13 protein-coding genes and 1 tRNA gene are annotated in these 16,361 nt (G+C 58.3%); 8 read left to right on the top strand and 6 right to left on the bottom strand.

Annotation, left to right across the window (positions count from 1 at the left end):
* Positions 1–38: 38 nt before the first annotated feature.
* The 4 genes from mutS to IB213_RS08015 all read left to right on the top strand — a co-directional run bounded on the left by mutS (position 39) and on the right by IB213_RS08015 (position 4,868).
* Entirely contained in the window at positions 39–2,633 is a 2,595-nt protein-coding gene (gene mutS / locus IB213_RS08030; RefSeq protein WP_192406089.1) for a DNA mismatch repair protein MutS, read from the top strand.
* A gap of 73 nt (positions 2,634–2,706) precedes the next feature.
* Entirely contained in the window at positions 2,707–3,528 is an 822-nt protein-coding gene (locus IB213_RS08025) for a proteasome-type protease (RefSeq protein WP_191722867.1), read from the top strand.
* A gap of 36 nt (positions 3,529–3,564) precedes the next feature.
* Positions 3,565–4,386: an alpha/beta fold hydrolase gene (locus tag IB213_RS08020; protein WP_192405925.1), complete on the top strand. Its 822-nt coding sequence runs from the start codon at positions 3,565–3,567 to the stop codon at positions 4,384–4,386.
* 113 nt (positions 4,387–4,499) lie between these two features.
* On the top strand, positions 4,500–4,868 hold the full coding sequence (locus IB213_RS08015) for a hypothetical protein (RefSeq protein WP_192405924.1): 369 nt from the start codon (positions 4,500–4,502) through the stop codon (positions 4,866–4,868).
* Positions 4,869–4,901: 33 nt separating this feature from the next.
* On the opposite strand, the gene IB213_RS08010 is transcribed toward IB213_RS08015, so the two are convergent.
* Positions 4,902–4,975, bottom strand: a tRNA-Gly gene (locus IB213_RS08010).
* Between the two features lie 109 nt (positions 4,976–5,084).
* On the opposite strand from IB213_RS08010, the gene IB213_RS08005 reads away from it, so the two are divergent.
* The 4 genes from IB213_RS08005 (at position 5,085) to nhaA (ending at position 10,139) form a co-directional block, all read left to right on the top strand.
* The gene (locus IB213_RS08005) at positions 5,085–5,600 is read left to right on the top strand and encodes a low molecular weight protein-tyrosine-phosphatase (protein ID WP_191722870.1); all 516 of its coding nucleotides are present in this window, start codon (positions 5,085–5,087) and stop codon (positions 5,598–5,600) included.
* A gap of 443 nt (positions 5,601–6,043) precedes the next feature.
* Entirely contained in the window at positions 6,044–6,655 is a 612-nt protein-coding gene (locus IB213_RS08000) for a TRAP transporter small permease subunit (protein WP_191722871.1), read from the top strand.
* 20 nt (positions 6,656–6,675) lie between these two features.
* Positions 6,676–8,433 (top strand): TRAP transporter large permease subunit, encoded by a 1,758-nt coding sequence (locus tag IB213_RS07995; RefSeq protein WP_191722872.1) that lies wholly within the window; start codon positions 6,676–6,678, stop codon positions 8,431–8,433.
* 314 nt (positions 8,434–8,747) lie between these two features.
* Positions 8,748–10,139, top strand: coding sequence for a Na+/H+ antiporter NhaA (nhaA, locus tag IB213_RS07990; RefSeq protein WP_370551190.1), 1,392 nt, complete (start codon positions 8,748–8,750; stop codon positions 10,137–10,139).
* A gap of 76 nt (positions 10,140–10,215) precedes the next feature.
* Here nhaA and IB213_RS07985 read toward each other — a convergent pair whose 3' ends face one another.
* From IB213_RS07985 to tsaD, 5 genes are all read right to left on the bottom strand, one after another.
* A complete protein-coding gene (locus IB213_RS07985) occupies positions 10,216–11,421 on the bottom strand; it encodes an ABC transporter permease (protein ID WP_191722873.1) in 1,206 nt (401 codons plus the stop codon).
* Entirely contained in the window at positions 11,421–12,197 is a 777-nt protein-coding gene (locus tag IB213_RS07980; RefSeq protein WP_192405923.1) for an ABC transporter ATP-binding protein, read from the bottom strand. Before IB213_RS07980 ends, IB213_RS07985 begins: the two co-directional genes overlap by 1 nt.
* A complete protein-coding gene (locus IB213_RS07975) occupies positions 12,194–13,579 on the bottom strand; it encodes an efflux RND transporter periplasmic adaptor subunit (protein ID WP_192405922.1) in 1,386 nt (461 codons plus the stop codon). Before IB213_RS07975 ends, IB213_RS07980 begins: the two co-directional genes overlap by 4 nt.
* 21 nt (positions 13,580–13,600) lie before the next feature.
* Positions 13,601–14,995 carry an efflux transporter outer membrane subunit gene (locus IB213_RS07970; RefSeq protein WP_370551201.1) on the bottom strand — a complete coding sequence of 465 codons (1,395 nt, stop codon included), beginning with the start codon at positions 14,993–14,995 and terminating at the stop codon, positions 13,601–13,603.
* Between the two features lie 251 nt (positions 14,996–15,246).
* Positions 15,247–16,308 carry a tRNA (adenosine(37)-N6)-threonylcarbamoyltransferase complex transferase subunit TsaD gene (tsaD, locus tag IB213_RS07965; RefSeq protein ID WP_192405920.1) on the bottom strand — a complete coding sequence of 354 codons (1,062 nt, stop codon included), beginning with the start codon at positions 16,306–16,308 and terminating at the stop codon, positions 15,247–15,249.
* Positions 16,309–16,361 lie beyond the last annotated feature (53 nt).

The following is a 16,361-nucleotide window of genomic DNA, read 5'->3' as shown; positions in this document are numbered from 1 at the left end:
CTTCGCCTCTGACCGCCCCGATTGAAGGGCACACGCCCATGATGGCGCAGTACGTGCGCATCAAGGCGGAGTACCCCGACACACTGGTGCTCTACCGCATGGGCGATTTTTATGAAGTCTTCTGGGGTGATGCTGAAAAGGCTGCACGCCTGCTCGACATCACGCTGACCACGCGCGGCCAGTCAGCCGGCTTTCCCGTAGCGATGGCTGGCGTCCCTTTCCACGCGCTGGAAGGTTACTTGGCGCGCCTGATCAAAATGGGCGAATCCGTTGCGATCTGCGAACAAGTCGGTGAAGTCGGTGCCAGCAAAGGGCCGGTGGAGCGCAAAGTGGTGCGCGTGGTGACTCCCGGCACTTTGACCGATGCCGAACTGCTGAGCGACAAACAAGAGGCCATGCTGGTGTCGCTGCACACATCAGGCCGCCAGCGCTGTGGCCTGGCGTGGATGAGCGTGACACAAGGGCGCATTCATTTGGCCGAATGCGGCCAGGACGAATTGGGCGAATGGCTGGCACGCATTGCCCCCAGTGAAGTGATTTACAGCGCAGGTGTGACCGAGCGTTTTGAGCAAGGGCTCTTTGCCCTCAAGCACAGCGGCACTATCTCCTGCCCGCTCAGCCCGCGCCCTGACTGGCAATTTGATACGGGCTTGGGGGAGCGAAAACTGCTGGAGCTGCTGGGCGCAGCCAGCCTGAAGGCCTGGGAGGCCGAAGCACTGCCCCTGGCCCATGCCGCCAGCGCCGCACTGCTGAGCTATGCCGAGCACACGCAAGGGCGCAACCTCACGCACATTCACAGCCTGCAGGTGCAGCGCGATGACCAGCTGATTAACCTGCCGCCCACCACACGCCGCAATCTGGAGCTGGTCAAGACACTGCGTGGCGAAGACAGCCCGACACTGTTTTCACTGCTGGACACCTGCATGACCGGCATGGGCAGCCGCTTGCTCAAAACGTGGCTGCTGGAGCCGCAGCGCGAGCGCGCCGAACCGATTGCCCGCTTGAACGCCACCGAGGTACTGCGCGGCAACGATGCTCTGGGCGGCTCCATGCCTTGGCAGGCACTGCGCGCAGAGCTCAAAGGCGTCAGCGATGTAGAGCGCATCACTGCCCGCACCGCACTGCGTCAGGTCCGCCCGCGTGAGCTGGTGGCTTTGGGCAAGACACTGCAAAAAGCACAGTTGCTCGCGCAGACCCAGCCATCGCCCTCGGCCTATTTGAACCAGATTTTTCAGGACCTGGTGCCACCAGCCGACTGTGCCGATTTGCTGGCACGCGCCATCATGGATGAGCCCTCCGCGCTCGTGCGCGATGGCGGCGTGATTGCCACCGGCTTTGATGCCGAGCTCGATGAGCTGCGCAGCATTCAGAACAACTGCGATGAATTCTTGCTGGAGCTGGAAGCCAAAGAAAAACTGATCACCAACATTCCGAACCTGCGTGTCCAGTTCAACAAGGTGCATGGCTTTTACATTGAAATCACCAACAGCTACAAAGATGTAGTGCCAGCGCGCTACCAGCGCCGCCAGACACTGAAAAACGCGGAACGCTACATCACCCCAGAGCTCAAGGCCTTTGAAGACAAAGCCCTGAGCGCCCAGGAGCGAGCCCTGCAGCGTGAAAAGATGCTGTTTGAACGCATCCTGGACCAGCTGCAGCCCCATGTACCCCATCTGACCCGCGTGGCACAGGCCATTGCGGCACTTGACGTGCTGTGCACGCTGGCCGAACGCTCACTCACGCTGAACTGGAGCAAGCCCACATTCAGCAGCGTTCCCTGCATTGAGATTGAGGGTGGCCGCCACCCGGTGGTGGAAGCGCGCATGGCTGAAACATCCAGCGGCAGCTTTATTGCCAATCACACACGCATGAATGTGAACACACGCATGCAAGTGATTACCGGGCCGAACATGGGCGGCAAGTCAACCTATATGCGCCAGGTGGCCCTGATTGTGCTGCTGGCCAGCATGGGCAGCTACGTGCCTGCTGCAGCCTGCCATCTGGGGCCGATTGACGCCATTCACACCCGCATTGGCGCCGCTGACGATTTGGCCAACGCCCAGTCCACCTTCATGATGGAGATGACTGAGGCTGCGCAAATTTTGCACGCCGCCACCCCACACAGCCTGGTGCTGATGGATGAAATTGGCCGGGGCACCAGCACCTTTGACGGCCTGGCGCTGGCCAGCGGCATTGCCACGCAGCTGCATGACAAAACCAAGGCTTTCACGCTGTTTGCCACCCACTACTTTGAACTGACAGAATTGCCTGCCAAGGCCAAGGCGGCGGTGAATGTGCACGTGGGTGCGGTGGAATCGGGCAACGATATTGTGTTCCTGCACGAAATTCAGCCCGGCCCGGCCAGCCGCAGCTATGGCGTGCAAGTGGCCAAGCTGGCGGGCATGCCCGCTGCCGTGCTCAACCACGCGCGCCATACGCTACAAGCGCTGGAAGCGCGCGATGAGGCTGGTCAGGATCAGGTTGACCTGTTTGCCGCCCCCCCCATGCCCGAGTCGGCGCTGCAAGCGACCCCTGTGGAAGACGCGCTGGCGCAGATCAACCCCGACGCACTCAGCCCCCGTGAAGCGCTGGAAGCTCTGTATCTGCTCAAAAAGCTGACCCAGCGTACTTAAACATTCGGTCATACTTTCTGCGGCCCACAGGAATACACTTGCTTGCTGAAAGCCGCTCTCTGCCTGAAATTTCATGACTTACTGCATCGCCATCAAGCTCAACGCCGGTCTCGTCTTCCTGTCGGATTCGCGCACCAATGCCGGTCTCGACCAGATCAACTCTTTCCGCAAGATGATGATCTACGAGAAGCAGGACGACCGCTTTATGGCACTGCTGTCGGCAGGCAATCTGTCCATCTCGCAGTCAGTGCGCGAGCTGTTGCAGACCATGACGATTCGCGACGACGCCACAGGCGAGGTGCTGACCATCTGGAATGCCAAGAGCATGTTTGACGCCACGCGTGTGCTGGGAGCTGCCGTGCGCCATGTGTATGACAGAGACGGCATGGCCCTCAAACGCGCAGGCGTGGACTTCAATGTCTCCATGCTGTTTGGCGGGCAAATCCGGGGCGAAGGCATGCGCCTGTTCCAGGTCTACTCGGCAGGCAACTTCATTGAAGCTACGGCAGAAACGCCGTATTTCCAGATTGGGGAGGCCAAGTACGGCAAACCCGTGCTGGACCGCGTGCTCACCCCGGATCTGCCACTGGATGAAGCCGCCAAATGCGCGCTGGTATCCATGGACAGCACGCTCAAGTCCAACCTTTCTGTGGGCCTGCCGCTGGACCTGGCGGTGTATGACATCGACAGCTTGCGCTGCGACAAGCTGGTGTGCATTGACGAAGACAACCCCTACTTCCAAATGCTGCGCGGCAACTGGGGCAAGCGCCTGCGTGAAGTGTTTGACAGCATTGAGGACCCGCAGTGGTTCGGCGGCAACAGCACCGTCCCACTGGTGATGGACAAACCCAGCCCCATCAAGAAAATCACCACTCCTGAAGAAAAACTGATCTAGTGCGCGGCAAGGTCTGCGTGCACCACCGAGCAACGCATGCAACCCTTGATCTTCTCGCACGCCAACAGCTTTCCTGCTGGCACTTACCGCCTCTTGTTTGCACTGCTGCGCGAGCGCGGTTTTGACGTACATGCGCTGGACCGCTTTGGCCACGACGCACGCTACCCCGTCACCAGCAACTGGCCACACCTGGTGCAGCAACTGGCCGACTTTGCCACCCCTTTGGTTCAGCGCTGGGGCCAGCCCGCGCTCATGGTGGGCCACTCACTGGGGGGCTTTGTCAGTGTCATGACGGCTGCGCAGCACCCGCATCTGGCGCGCGGGGTGCTCATGCTGGACTCGCCACTCATCAGTGGCTGGCGCGCCACTTCGCTGGAAGTTGCCAAGCGCACCCAGCTGGTGGGCAATGTGTCACCCGGAAAAATCAGCCGCAAGCGCCGCAACATCTGGCCCAGCCGCGCAGAGGCTTTGACCCTGTTCCAGAGCAAAAAAGCCTTTGCACGCTGGCATCCCCAAGTACTGCAAGACTATGTTGACCATGGGCTGGATGCCAACGCAGACGGCCACGTCACCCTGCACTTCAGCCGCGAAGAAGAAACCGCCATCTACAACAACCTGCCCCACAACCTCAATGCCTTGCTGCGCCGCCACCCACTGCGCTGCCCTGTGGCCTTCATTAGCGGCATGTATTCCAAAGAAATGAAACAGGTGGGCATGGACATGACGCTGCGTATCACCCACGGGCGCACCATGCTGGTCGATGGCGGCCACCTTTTCCCCATGGAGCAACCGCATGTCACCGCTGCAGCCATTGAAGCGAGCTTGCTCAATCTGGATGTTGCTGCTGCAAAACTTTAAAAAAAGAAGCGACAAGCGCTTGTAAAACCTTGACTTTGATGTGTTTTATATCTGAAAACCAATTAATTCAAGCACTGATAGCTATTCTTTTATAAGAACTCAGAAAGAATGCAATGGCCTTGGATTACCTAGATTTTGAATACAGCGAAGACGAAGACAGCAATGGCACCTGGGACGCCATGGCCAGCGTGGCCGATCACCGCTGGGATGCTTTGCTTGCCGAAGTGTGCAACGTATTGCGCTGGGCCAGCCAGGAGTTCCGTGACCGCCGTGGCCCACTCGATGAGGGTGGAGACTGGGACTACGACCTCAGCGCCCAGGACGACGACAATGGCCGCGCACTGAAGATTCGCTGGTCAGCCAGCACCGCAGGCATTGATGCCGAAGCGCCGCAGCCAGGCAGCTACACCACCTTGACGCTGACCCTCACCGGCAATGCGGCCTTTGGCGATGCATTGCGCCAAAAGTTTGAACTGGAATAAACAGAAATAAAAATGCCACGACCGGGCAAAAGATGGAGCGGGTGATGGGAATCGAACCCACGCTATTTGCTTGGGAAGCAAAAGTTCTACCATTGAACTACACCCGCTTATGACGCTGTCTGCGTGAACACGCAGGGCACCAACCGGGTGTCAATTTATCACAGCCACGGCCCCCGCAATAGCGGCCTCCGTGTGGTTACACCAGAAATTTGAGCAATGACAAGCACCCCTTCACCCGCTCCCTACGCAGTTTTGATGGTTTGCATGGGCAATATTTGCCGCAGCCCTAGCGCGCACGGCGTGCTGCGAGAGATGGTCAAAGCGCGCGGCTGGAGTGATTGGTTCACCGTCGATTCCTGCGGCACCCATGCCTATCACGTGGGTGAAGAGCCTGACCGCCGCAGCCAAAAACATGCGCTGCTGCGTGGCTATGACCTGAGCGACCTGCGTGCACGCCAGCTCACGCGCGAAGACTTTGAGCGCCATGACCTGGTGCTGGTGATGGACCACGAGAACATGGCCCGCGCACAGGCACTGTGCCCGCCTGCGCAGCGCCACAAACTGCACCGGCTCACCGAGTTTTGCCGAGAGATGCGCAGCGCCGTCGTGCCAGACCCTTATTACGGTGGTGATCAAGGCTTTGAGCACGTTCTCAATCTGATTGAGGACGCCTGCCTGGGCGTACTGGCTCACGTGCAAAAAGAGCACATCAAAGAGAACCTGAACGGTTAAAACGCGGCTTGCGGGCCCAGCAACTGCTTGGAATGAACCTGTGGCTGGCGCATGAAGGGCTGTGCAACGCGGCCAAAAAGCCACATCTTTCGCCAATGACGTCGAATAACACGCCCCCTGGCACCCGGCTGCGCACGGCATGCACGGCACAGCGCAGCCACGCAAACTCACGCGCGTTTTCTGGCGCTTTATGCTGCTTTCATGCGCAGACACCGTGGATACAGCAGCCTGCACGCATCGCCAACACCTAGTAAAAACCCTGCATTTGCCGCAAAAACAGCACTAAAAGTTCTTGTTTGCTGCGAACCGTCAAAAAGCCGTCAGCAAGCACAGAAGGTGCTCCGTAAAATCGCGCGACTGTGCATTTCTACAAGTCTGCAGGGCAGGCGTGGCCACACGCCTAGTCTGTACCTGCGGCACATATCGCGCTTTTTGGAGACACCATGCAAGCACTCTTACGGCTCTCTCGGGGGATCGACTGGCTCAACGCCCAAGTCGGTAAATACGTTATCTGGCTCATTCTTGCAGCCACCATCGTCAGCAGCCTTAACGCTGTAGTGCGCAAAGTGTTCCACACCAGCTCCAATGCGTTCCTGGAAGTGCAGTGGTACTTCTTTGCTGCATCGTTTTTGCTGGCTGCTGGCTATACGCTGCTAGAGAAAGAGCACGTCAAGGTCGATGTGCTCAACGCCAAACTCAAACTGCGCACCCGAGTGTGGATTGATGTGATTGGCTTTGCCTTCTTTCTCACGCCCATGTGCGCACTGGTTGTCTACTACGGCACGCCCTTCTTTTTGCAGGCCCTCAATTCCGGCGAAATGTCCAGCAACGCAGGTGGCCTGATCCGCTGGCCTGTGTATCTGATGATGCCCCTGGGCTTTGGCCTGCTGCTGCTGCAAGGCATCTCCGAGCTGATCAAGCGCATCGCTTTCCTGCAGGGACTGATTGACGACCCCATGGTCAAGATCGTGGCCAAAACACCTGAAGAAGAGTTGGCTGAAGCCATCCTCAAAGCCGAAGAAGAAGCGGCCCGCAACGGCGTCAACCGCGCCTGAGCGATAAGGGAGACATAGCTATGGAATTTCTTGCAAACAATATGGCCCCGATCATGTTCGCGGGCCTCATCTGCTTTTTGCTGCTGGGCTTTCCCGTGGCATTCAGCCTGGGTGCCTGCGGTCTGTTTTTTGCCGTCATCGGTATTGAGCTGAACGTCTTGCCCGAAGCGCTGATGCAGGCGCTACCGCTGCGCATCTACGGCATCATGCAAAACGAGACGATGCTGGCCATTCCGTTCTTTACGCTCATGGGGCTGATCCTAGAGCGAAGCGGCATGGCAGAAGACTTGCTTGACACCGTAGGTCAGCTGTTTGGCCCCATCCGCGGTGGTGTGGCCATTGCCGTGATTTTGGTGGGTGCCATGCTGGCAGCTACCACCGGTGTGGTGGCCGCGTCGGTGATCTCGATGGGCCTGATCTCGCTGCCCATCATGCTGCGCTACGGTTATGACCGCCGCATTGCCTCGGGCGTGATTGCCGCCTCGGGCACACTGGCACAGATCATTCCGCCGTCACTGGTGCTGATCATCTTGGCCGACCAGCTGGGCCGCAGCGTGGGTGACCTGTACAAGGGCGCGTTCATCCCCGGCTTCATGCTGGTGGGTTTTTACATGATCTTCATTTTCCTGTTGGCTTTCTTTAAGCCAAACATGGTGCCTGCGCTGCCTCCGGAAGCGCGCAGCCTGAAGGAAAAAGACGGCTCCAGCGGACTGACATCGTTGCTGGTGCTCACCGTGCTGTGCGTGGGCGTGTCCATTTATGCTGCGCAGAACATGGAAACCATCCACACCTGGTTCACCGGTGAAGTGGTAGACAAAGTCGCCAAGGACGAAACCATCGTGTTCTCGATGTGCTTTGGTGTGGCGCTGGCTTTTGTAGCGGCATCCATCAACCGCGTAACGGGCATGGGCCTGCTGTCGCATGTGGCTGAAAAAGTCACGTTTGTACTGATCCCGCCGCTGCTGCTGATTTTCCTGGTACTGGGCACCATCTTTTTGGGCATTGCAACACCTACAGAAGGTGGTGCGATGGGTGCACTGGGTGCCATCATTTTGGCGCTCAGCCGCAAGCGTCTGAACTACCAATTGCTGCGCCAGGCGCTGGTGGGCACCACCAAGCTGTCGTGCTTTGTGATGTTCATTTTGATCGGTGCCACCATTTTTGGTCTAACGTTCCAGGGTGTCGATGGCCCGCTGTGGGTAGAACACCTGCTGGCCGATCTGCCTGGCGGCCAAGTGGGCTTCCTGATCATCGTGAACATCATGGTGTTCGTGCTGGCGTTCTTCCTGGACTTCTTTGAGCTGTCCTTCATCGTGGTGCCTTTGCTGGCCCCCGTGGCTGACAAGCTGGGCATTGATCTGGTGTGGTTTGGTGTACTGCTTGCAGTGAACATGCAGACTTCCTTCATGCATCCGCCCTTTGGTTTTGCGCTGTTCTTCCTGCGCTCGGTCGCGCCAGACAAGGAATACACCGACAAGCTCACCAAAAAGCGTGTGGCACCTGTGACCACCGAGCAAATTTACATGGGAGCCATTCCGTTCCTGTGCATTCAGCTGATGATGGTGGGCCTGATCATTGCCTTCCCCGGCATTGTCTCCAGCGGCATGGACGAAAAGGTGGATTACGACCTGGACGCCATCCGTGAGCAGATGGAGTCATCGATGCCCGCACCGATCGACTTTGACAATCCGTATATGGAACAAAACGGCAGCAACCCCGGCAGTGAATCGCCAGCAGACGATCCACTCAAGGCCATGCAAGAGGCCATCGGCAAATAAACACGCCCCCTCAAACAAGCCCCTGAGCGCCGCAAGGCCCGGGGGCTTTTTTTTGAACTTTTACGATAAAAATATAGCTGCCAGCGTATGCTGACACTTGTTTATCAAGTCAAAAGTATCTAAAAACCAGCTAATTCAAGCGCTGATAGCTCCTGTTTTCAAAAAAGACCTTCTGAACTCCTGCCTTTGTGACCAGGTGCTTCAAACCAGTTCTGTACACTAGCCACCGGGTGCCCGCTGCATACGGCAGTGATGGCAGGTGAATTTTCAGGTGCAGGTCGGGCCGCTTGCATACCTCTAGCGAAAGTCCGTCTGTGCACACCCATGACCCCCAGGGCCAGGCCCCTCTGCACCCGCAATTTCCTGCGCCCAGCGCGCACATTCCTGCGCTTCAAACAGCCTCCAGCCGCATTGCTGCGCGTTTTGCACACTTGCTGCACATCGAATCGATGAGTGGCATCGTGTTGATGCTGGCCGCTGCCATCGCCTTAGGCTGGGCCAACTCGCCATGGGCCGGCAGCTACTTCGCCACATGGCACGCTCCGCTGGCTTTGACCCTGGGCCCCTGGAGCTGGAGCACGGATTTGCATTTCTTCGTCAACGACGTGCTCATGACCATTTTCTTTTTGGTCGTGGGCATGGAGATTCGACGTGAAATGCACAACGGTGCCCTTGCCAATCTGCGTCAGGCCAGCCTGCCGGTGATGGCGGCCATTGGCGGCGTGGCCGTACCTGCCTTGATCTATGTGGCTTTTGCCGGCCAAGACAAATTGCTGCTCAACGGCTGGGCCATTCCAACAGCAACAGACATTGCCTTTGCCGTCGGTGTACTGGCACTGCTGGGCAAATCCATTCCCGGCCCTTTGCGCATCTTTTTGCTGGCGCTGGCAATCATTGATGACATCGCAGCCGTACTCATCATTGCGTTCTTTTACTCTGGCGGGCTGGACTACAGCGGCTTTGCCGTGGCTTTTGCAGGTTTGGCACTGGTGGTGCTGTTCAACCGCATGGGCATTGCCTCGGCCTGGGCCTATGCGCTGCCCGGTGCCGTGCTCTGGCTGGGCTTGCTGCAAACCGGCGCCCACCCGACACTGGCTGGCGTGGTGCTGGGCTTGATGACACCTGTGGCCATGCGCCCTGCGCAGCGTCACCATCTGGAAGTGGCGCAGCAGGCACTTACGCGCATCCGCCTGCAGGCGCAGCAGGGCCAGTTTGAAGCCGATGTGATGCACCAGGAGCTGCGCATTGCCTCTGCAGCCCAGCGCGACCTGCTGGCCCCGGTCTTTCGTCTGCCCATGATGCTGCACCCCTGGGTGGCCTTTGGTGTCATGCCCGTCTTTGCGCTGGCCAATGCAGGCGTGCAATTTGGCGGTGTCGATTTGTCAGCAGCAGGCCCGCAGACTGTCGCCTTGGGCATTCTGGTGGCGCTGGTCATCGGCAAACCTGTGGGGGTGTTTCTGGCCACATTTTTGGCTGTCAAAACAGGGCTGTGCAGTTTGCCGCAAGGCGTGAACTGGGCAGGGGTTGTGCTGGTTGGCTTGCTGGCAGGCATCGGTTTCACCATGGCCATTTTTGTGGGCGGACTGGCTTTCTCTGATGCGGCGCTGCTGGGCGCAGCCAAGATGGGTATCCTGGGTGCCTCGGCCACAGCAGCCGTACTGGGTTTGATCTACGGCTTCATGGTGCGCCATAAACTGGCGCGCTGATCACTGCCATTGCTACACAAAAAAGCCGGCGTGCCTTGCAGTCTCCGGCTTTTTTTGTTGCCATTAACTGTGTGCTTTATTCATGGCGCAGAGCTTCAATCGGGTCTAGCTGCGCAGCCCGGCGCGCTGGAAAGTAGCCAAACACCACACCGATTGCGGCAGAAAACACAAACGACAGCGCATTCACCATCGGGTTAAAGATGAAAGGCACCTGCATTACCTGCGCCAGCCCCACAGAAGCCACCGCAGCAATCGCAATCCCAATCAAGCCCCCCAGCGCAGCCAGCACCACCGCTTCAATCAGAAACTGCAGCAGTACCTCACGCTCCAGCGCACCAATCGCCAGGCGCAAGCCAATCTCCCGGGTACGCTCTGTCACGCTGACCAGCATGATGTTCATGATGCCAATACCGCCTACCAGCAAGCTCACTGCTGCCACCGCCCCCAGCAAGGTGGTCATGACCTTGGTGGTGCCCGCCATGGTGTCAGCCAGTTGCTTGGTGTCCAGCACATTGAAGTTGTCTTCATCGCTAGGGGCCAGCTTGCGCAGCTCACGCAGCAAGTCGCGCAGGCTGGTTTTGACGCGTTCAGGGTCGCTGTCATCGGCCATGGAAACCAGCAAGGTGCTGACACGGGTGTTGCCCGTGACACGGCGCTGCAAGGTCTTCAAGGGAATCAAGACCTGGTCGTCCTGATCGTTGCCAAAAGCGCCCTGGCCTTTGGATTCCAGCACGCCGATGATGGTGCAGGAAAAAGCCTTGACGCGCAGCGCACGCCCCAGAACGTCAGCCGTGCCCTGGAACAGCTCGCGGTGCAAGGTCGAACCAATCACGCACACCGAAGCGCCTGCACGCAGCTCCTCATCGGTGAACGCACGGCCTTGTGACAGCTTCCAGTTGCCCGTTTTAAACCACTCGTTGTTGCTCCCAATCACAGTGGACGACCAGTTGCGTCCATCCGCCACCAGCGTCACGCTGGATCGCGCTTCAGGGGCAACGGCGGCAATACCGCCAATTTGCTGCTCAATCGCCAGCGCATCCGTATCTTTGAAAGCTGGTGCCGGTGCTGCGCCGGGCCCCATGCGCATGCCTGCACGAATCTGCAGCAAGTTGGTACCCAGGCCTTGAATCTGCGTCTGCACCGCCACGGTCGCACCATTGCCCAAAGTGACCATGGTGATCACCGCGCTGACCCCGATCACAATGCCCAAAATGGTCAGAAAAGAGCGCAGCAGGTTGCGACGAATGGAGCGCAGCGCCAGCAAGATGGTGTTGCCAAACATCAGGCGTCCTCCCCATTCACAGCTTCGGCAGAAGCTGTCTTTTGTCGCAGCATCATCGGTTCATTGCGCATATCGGTATCTAGCAAACCATCCTTGAAGCGCACAATGCGCCGCGCGTAAGCGGCCATTTCTGGCTCGTGCGTCACCATCAGCACCGTGATGCCTTGCTCATGGTTGAGCTTCCACAGCAGCTCCATGATTTCTTCACTGCGCTGCGTATCCAGATTACCGGTAGGTTCGTCGGCCAGCAGCACCACAGGGTTGCTCACGATGGCCCGTGCAATCGCCACACGCTGCTGCTGACCACCCGAGAGTTCAGATGGCGTATGGTGTTCCCAGCCCTTCAAGCCGACGGCATCCAGTGCCCTGGCGGCGGCGGTATGGCGCTGCGTTGCGGTTTCCCCGCGATAAAGCAGCGGCAGCTCCACATTTTCCTGCGCCGTAGTGCGCGGCAGCAGGTGAAAGCCCTGAAACACAAAGCCAAAGTAGCGGCGGCGCAGGCGGGCGCGCTCATCACGGTCCAAGTCTTCGACATGCACACCCTTGAACAGGTATTCGCCAGACGTGGGTCTGTCCAGACACCCCAGCGTGTTCATGGCGGTGGACTTGCCCGAGCCACTGGGGCCCATGATGGCCACAAAGTCGCCCTGATCAATGTCCAGATCAAAACCCTTGAGTGCCTTGAACGCCAATCCGCCTTCACCGTACACCTTGACGATGTTGCGAAGCCTGATCAGCGGCATGCCACCGCTGTCTTGCGTTGGCGCTTGTGTCATCGCGCTGCTCCATTGCGCTGGTCGGTGATAACCTGCACGCCTTCAGCCAGTTTGTCACTTTCCACTTCAGTGATTCGACCGTCGCTGATACCCGTTTTCACTTGCACAGCAACTGGCGCACCACCCTCTAGCACCCAGACATAGCGCGTCTGCCCCACACCCAGGGCCTGGCTGCCACCAACGCCACGGCTCGATCGCATCCGCTGAGGCATCAGCTGCCCCATGATGCCGCCACCGCTGGCACCCGGTGCTGCACCCGGGCCACCCTGACCTTGTGCGCGTGGACCACGCTCGCCTGCAGCCCCCGCAGGCGCGCCAGGAACAGCAGGAGCCTGCATACCTACCGGGGTAAAGCGCAAGGCAGCATTCGGCACCAGGATCACATCCTTGCGTTCGCTTGAGCGGATGGTGGAAGAGGCTGTCATGCCAGGGCGCAGCGACAAGTCTTCGTTGTGCACTTCCAGCCGCGCCAGGTATGTCACTACGTTGTCAGTCTTGGTAGAGCCATAGTCCACACGAGTGACCTTGGCTGGATAAGTGCGCGATGGATGCGCACTCACCGTGAAACTGGCGCGCTGGCCGGCTTGAACCTGCCCAATATCAGCCTCATCCACAGACACTTCCAGACGCAGCTTCTTCAAGTCTTCAGCCACAGTAAACAAAGTCACCGCTTGCAAGGAAGCCGCCACCGCGTTACCTGGATCTACCGTGCGCGTGAGAATCACGCCATCAATCGGGGACTTGATAGACGCTTTGGACAAATTGGTTTCGTCCGTTTTCAGCGCCGCCCGGGCATCATCTACGGAAGCACGCGCAGCAGCTTCATCCGCAATCGAGCGCTCCACCGTGGCTTGCCCTGCATCCATCTCTGCAGCCGAGGGCACTTTCCCCCCGGAGATACGGTGCACTTCCTGCAACCGTGCAAAGTTGGAGCGCGATTCTTTGAGCGTTGCCTGCGACTGCTGCAAACGGGCTTGCGCTGACATCACCGAAGCTTTGGAACGATTGAGCTGCGCTTGCAGTTTGTCGGTATCCAGCTCCACCAGCACCTGGCCTTTTTTGACGGCATCATTCACATCCACCAGTACGTTGCGTACCGTCCCCGACAGCTCAGAGCCGACATTCACTGTGCGCGTGGGCTGCAGCGTGCCATTGGCCAGCACGGTCAAGGAAAGATCTCCACGCTTGACCGCTTCCGTCACATACACCGGCTTGGCATTGGCCTTTTGCTGCTGCTGCCAGTACAGGTAAGCGCCTGCAGCGCCGGCCAAAGCCACGACACCGATCCACAAAGTGGGGCTTTGCCACCAGCGGCGTGTCAATCCATCACCTAAAAGTTCTTGCACGTCTTGGGATGTGCTTGCGGATTTTTTCTTGCTCATTGTTGATTCCGTTGATTCTTTTCAGGGCTGAGTCGATGCTGAGTTCAATACTTGGCCATCTATTGCCAGCGGCTGCCAGCCGCCGCCCAGCGCCTTGTAAAGGCGTACGTAGTCGGTGCTGATAGCCGCTTGCGCAGTCGCCACACTGTCTTGTGAAGTCAGCAAGGTGCGCTGGGTATCCAGCACTGTCTGAAAGTCCACCAGACCACTGCTGTATCGCTGATTGGCCAGCAGTTGCGCATTGCTCGCAGCTTCTTGTGCTACCTGCAATTGCACAACGCGCTCTTTGTCGCCTTGCAACTGCACCAGCGCGTCCTCCACCTCCTGCAGTGCCGTCAGCACCGTGGCGCGGTAATTGATGCGCGCAATCTCTACAGCCGCCTGACGCTCCTGCACACGCGCACTGTTGGCACCGCCATCAAACAAAGTTTGTGACAGGCTGGCCGCAATGCTGGTTGCAAGCGTGGCACCACTGGTTCCCAGCGCAGCAAATGTTGCAGCACTCAAACCCAAAGAGCCTGACAAGCGCAGGCTCGGGAAATTTGCACGCTCCTGGGCTGACAAGTTGGCCAGCGCAGCAATCACTTTTTGCTCCTGCACCCGCACGTCAGGGCGCTGGCGCAGCGTGTCCGCAGGCAATGTCATGGCCAGATTTTCAGGGGCTACCGGCAAAGGCTTGGACTCGCGCAATGCCAACTCAAGCGCGGCTGGTACCTGACCCGTCAAGATGGCAAGGGCATGACCTGTTTGCGTCAGCGATGCATGCAAAGATGGAATCTGCGCAGCCGTTTGCGCCGTGGATGACCGTGCCTGCTCGGAATCCAGCGAAGTCGCCAGCCCCGCCTGCACGCGCCACTGCGTGATTTGCTGGTTCTCGCGCTGAATACCCAGGTTGTCTTGCGCAATGCGCAGACGGTTTTGCAGACTGCGCAATTGAATGTAGTTTTGGGCGACTTCAGCCGCCAGCGCGACATGCGCACCTTCCAGCGTGGCCAAGGCGGCTGCGACGTTCGCTTCACCTGCTTTCACCGCATTGGCTTGCATACCCCAAAGATCGGGCTCCCAGCTGGCATCAATACCAGCACTGAAACTATTGCTTGCAGAGCTGGGCTCCCGCTTGCTGCGGTTTCCGCCAGTGCTGGCGCTGGCACTTGGCAATCGATTCGCCTCACTCAGGCTGAGTTGAGCACGGGCTTGCCGTAAAGATGCCTGTGCAGTCTGCACGCTGGGGTTCGCCTGCAATGCCTGCTCAATCAACTTGCTCATTTGCACGTCGCCAAAGCGTTGCCACCAGCGGCTCAAGTCCTCAGGGCTTGAAGATGGCAGCGGCGCTGCAGTGCTGTGCCACTGCTCGGGCACAGCAACTGATTGACTTTGCCCTGCAAACTGTGACGTGTGGCTACAACCGGTAGCCATCACCGCACAGGCCAATGCCAAAGGCAGTGCCCACGTGCGCGGTGGCCGGCTGAGAGAAAAGAGGGTGTATTTTTTCTGCATGCTGAGAAAGCAATAAAGCGTAATGGCTTGTTTCTAACCGCGATTGTGCAGAGGCTATGTACGGCCACAGCAAAAGCCTCGTGAAGCTTTGGTAAAGCAAGCCTCAAAGTGCCGCGAATCCTCCAAAAAAAAGCCCTCATCAGAGGGCTCGTTCGGTTGCATGGCGCCATTTAGTCAGCGTTGTCTGTAGGCTCTGCGATGGCATCAAGCGGCCAGCGGGGCTTCACATCGAACGCATAGGTCTTACTGGGTTGCTGTTGACCCGCCTGCATGCGCATGGCCGCAGCCATGGCAATCATGGCGCCATTGTCCGTGCACAAATGCAGCTCCGGATAGTGCACACGAATTTTGCGTTTGGCGCACTCTGCATTCAACTGTTCACGCAACAGCTTGTTGGCACCCACCCCACCGGCCACCACTACACGGCTCATGCCGGTTTGCTTGAGCGCATTGATGGTTTTTTTAACCAGTACATCCACAATGGCGGCCTGGGTGCTGGCAGCCAAATCGGCCTTGCGCGCCTCCAGCTCATCGCCCAGTTTCTTGGCCTGTGTCAGCACAGCGGTTTTCAAGCCAGCAAACGAAAAATCCAAATCGCCACTGTGCAGCAAGGGGCGTGGAAGCTTGAAGGCTTGCGGGTCACCACTTTCAGCCAGCTTGGACAAAATAGGGCCACCTGGGTATGGCAGCCCCATCACCTTGGCCGATTTGTCAAAAGCTTCTCCCGCTGCATCGTCAATCGTTTCACCCAGAATTTCGTAGCTGCCCACCCCATCCACACGCATCAGCTGTGAATGTCCACCCGAGACCAGCAACGCAATAAAGGGAAACTGAGGCGGGTCTTCACTCAAAAATGGAGAGAGCAAGTGCCCTTCCAGGTGATGTACGCCCAGCACGGGTTTGTCCAGCGCGGCGGCTAAAGCACAGGCTACCCCTGCCCCTACCAGTAAAGCGCCGGCCAAACCGGGACCCCGCGTGAACGCCACCACATCAATGTCTTGCAGGGTTTTACCTGCATCTTCCAGGACCTGCTTGGTCAGCGGCAGCACCCGGCGAATATGGTCTCGACTGGCCAGCTCAGGCACAACACCGCCATACGCCCGATGCATATCAATTTGGCTGTGCAATGCATGCGAGAGCAAAGTGGGCACGCCACTGTCTTGCGGCATATGGACCAAAGCCACACCCGTTTCATCGCACGAAGATTCAATACCCAAGATCAGCTGACTCATAACCTGCAAGTGTAGAACTGCCGCCCATTCAAAGCACGGTCCTGCGATCAATG

Origin of the sequence: Comamonas sp. CMM02, assembly GCF_014851485.1 — a bacterium.
Classification (GTDB): domain Bacteria; phylum Pseudomonadota; class Gammaproteobacteria; order Burkholderiales; family Burkholderiaceae_C; genus Comamonas; species Comamonas avium.
Note: the sequence above shows the minus strand (reverse complement) of the source record. Positions and strands in the feature narration are given on the sequence as shown.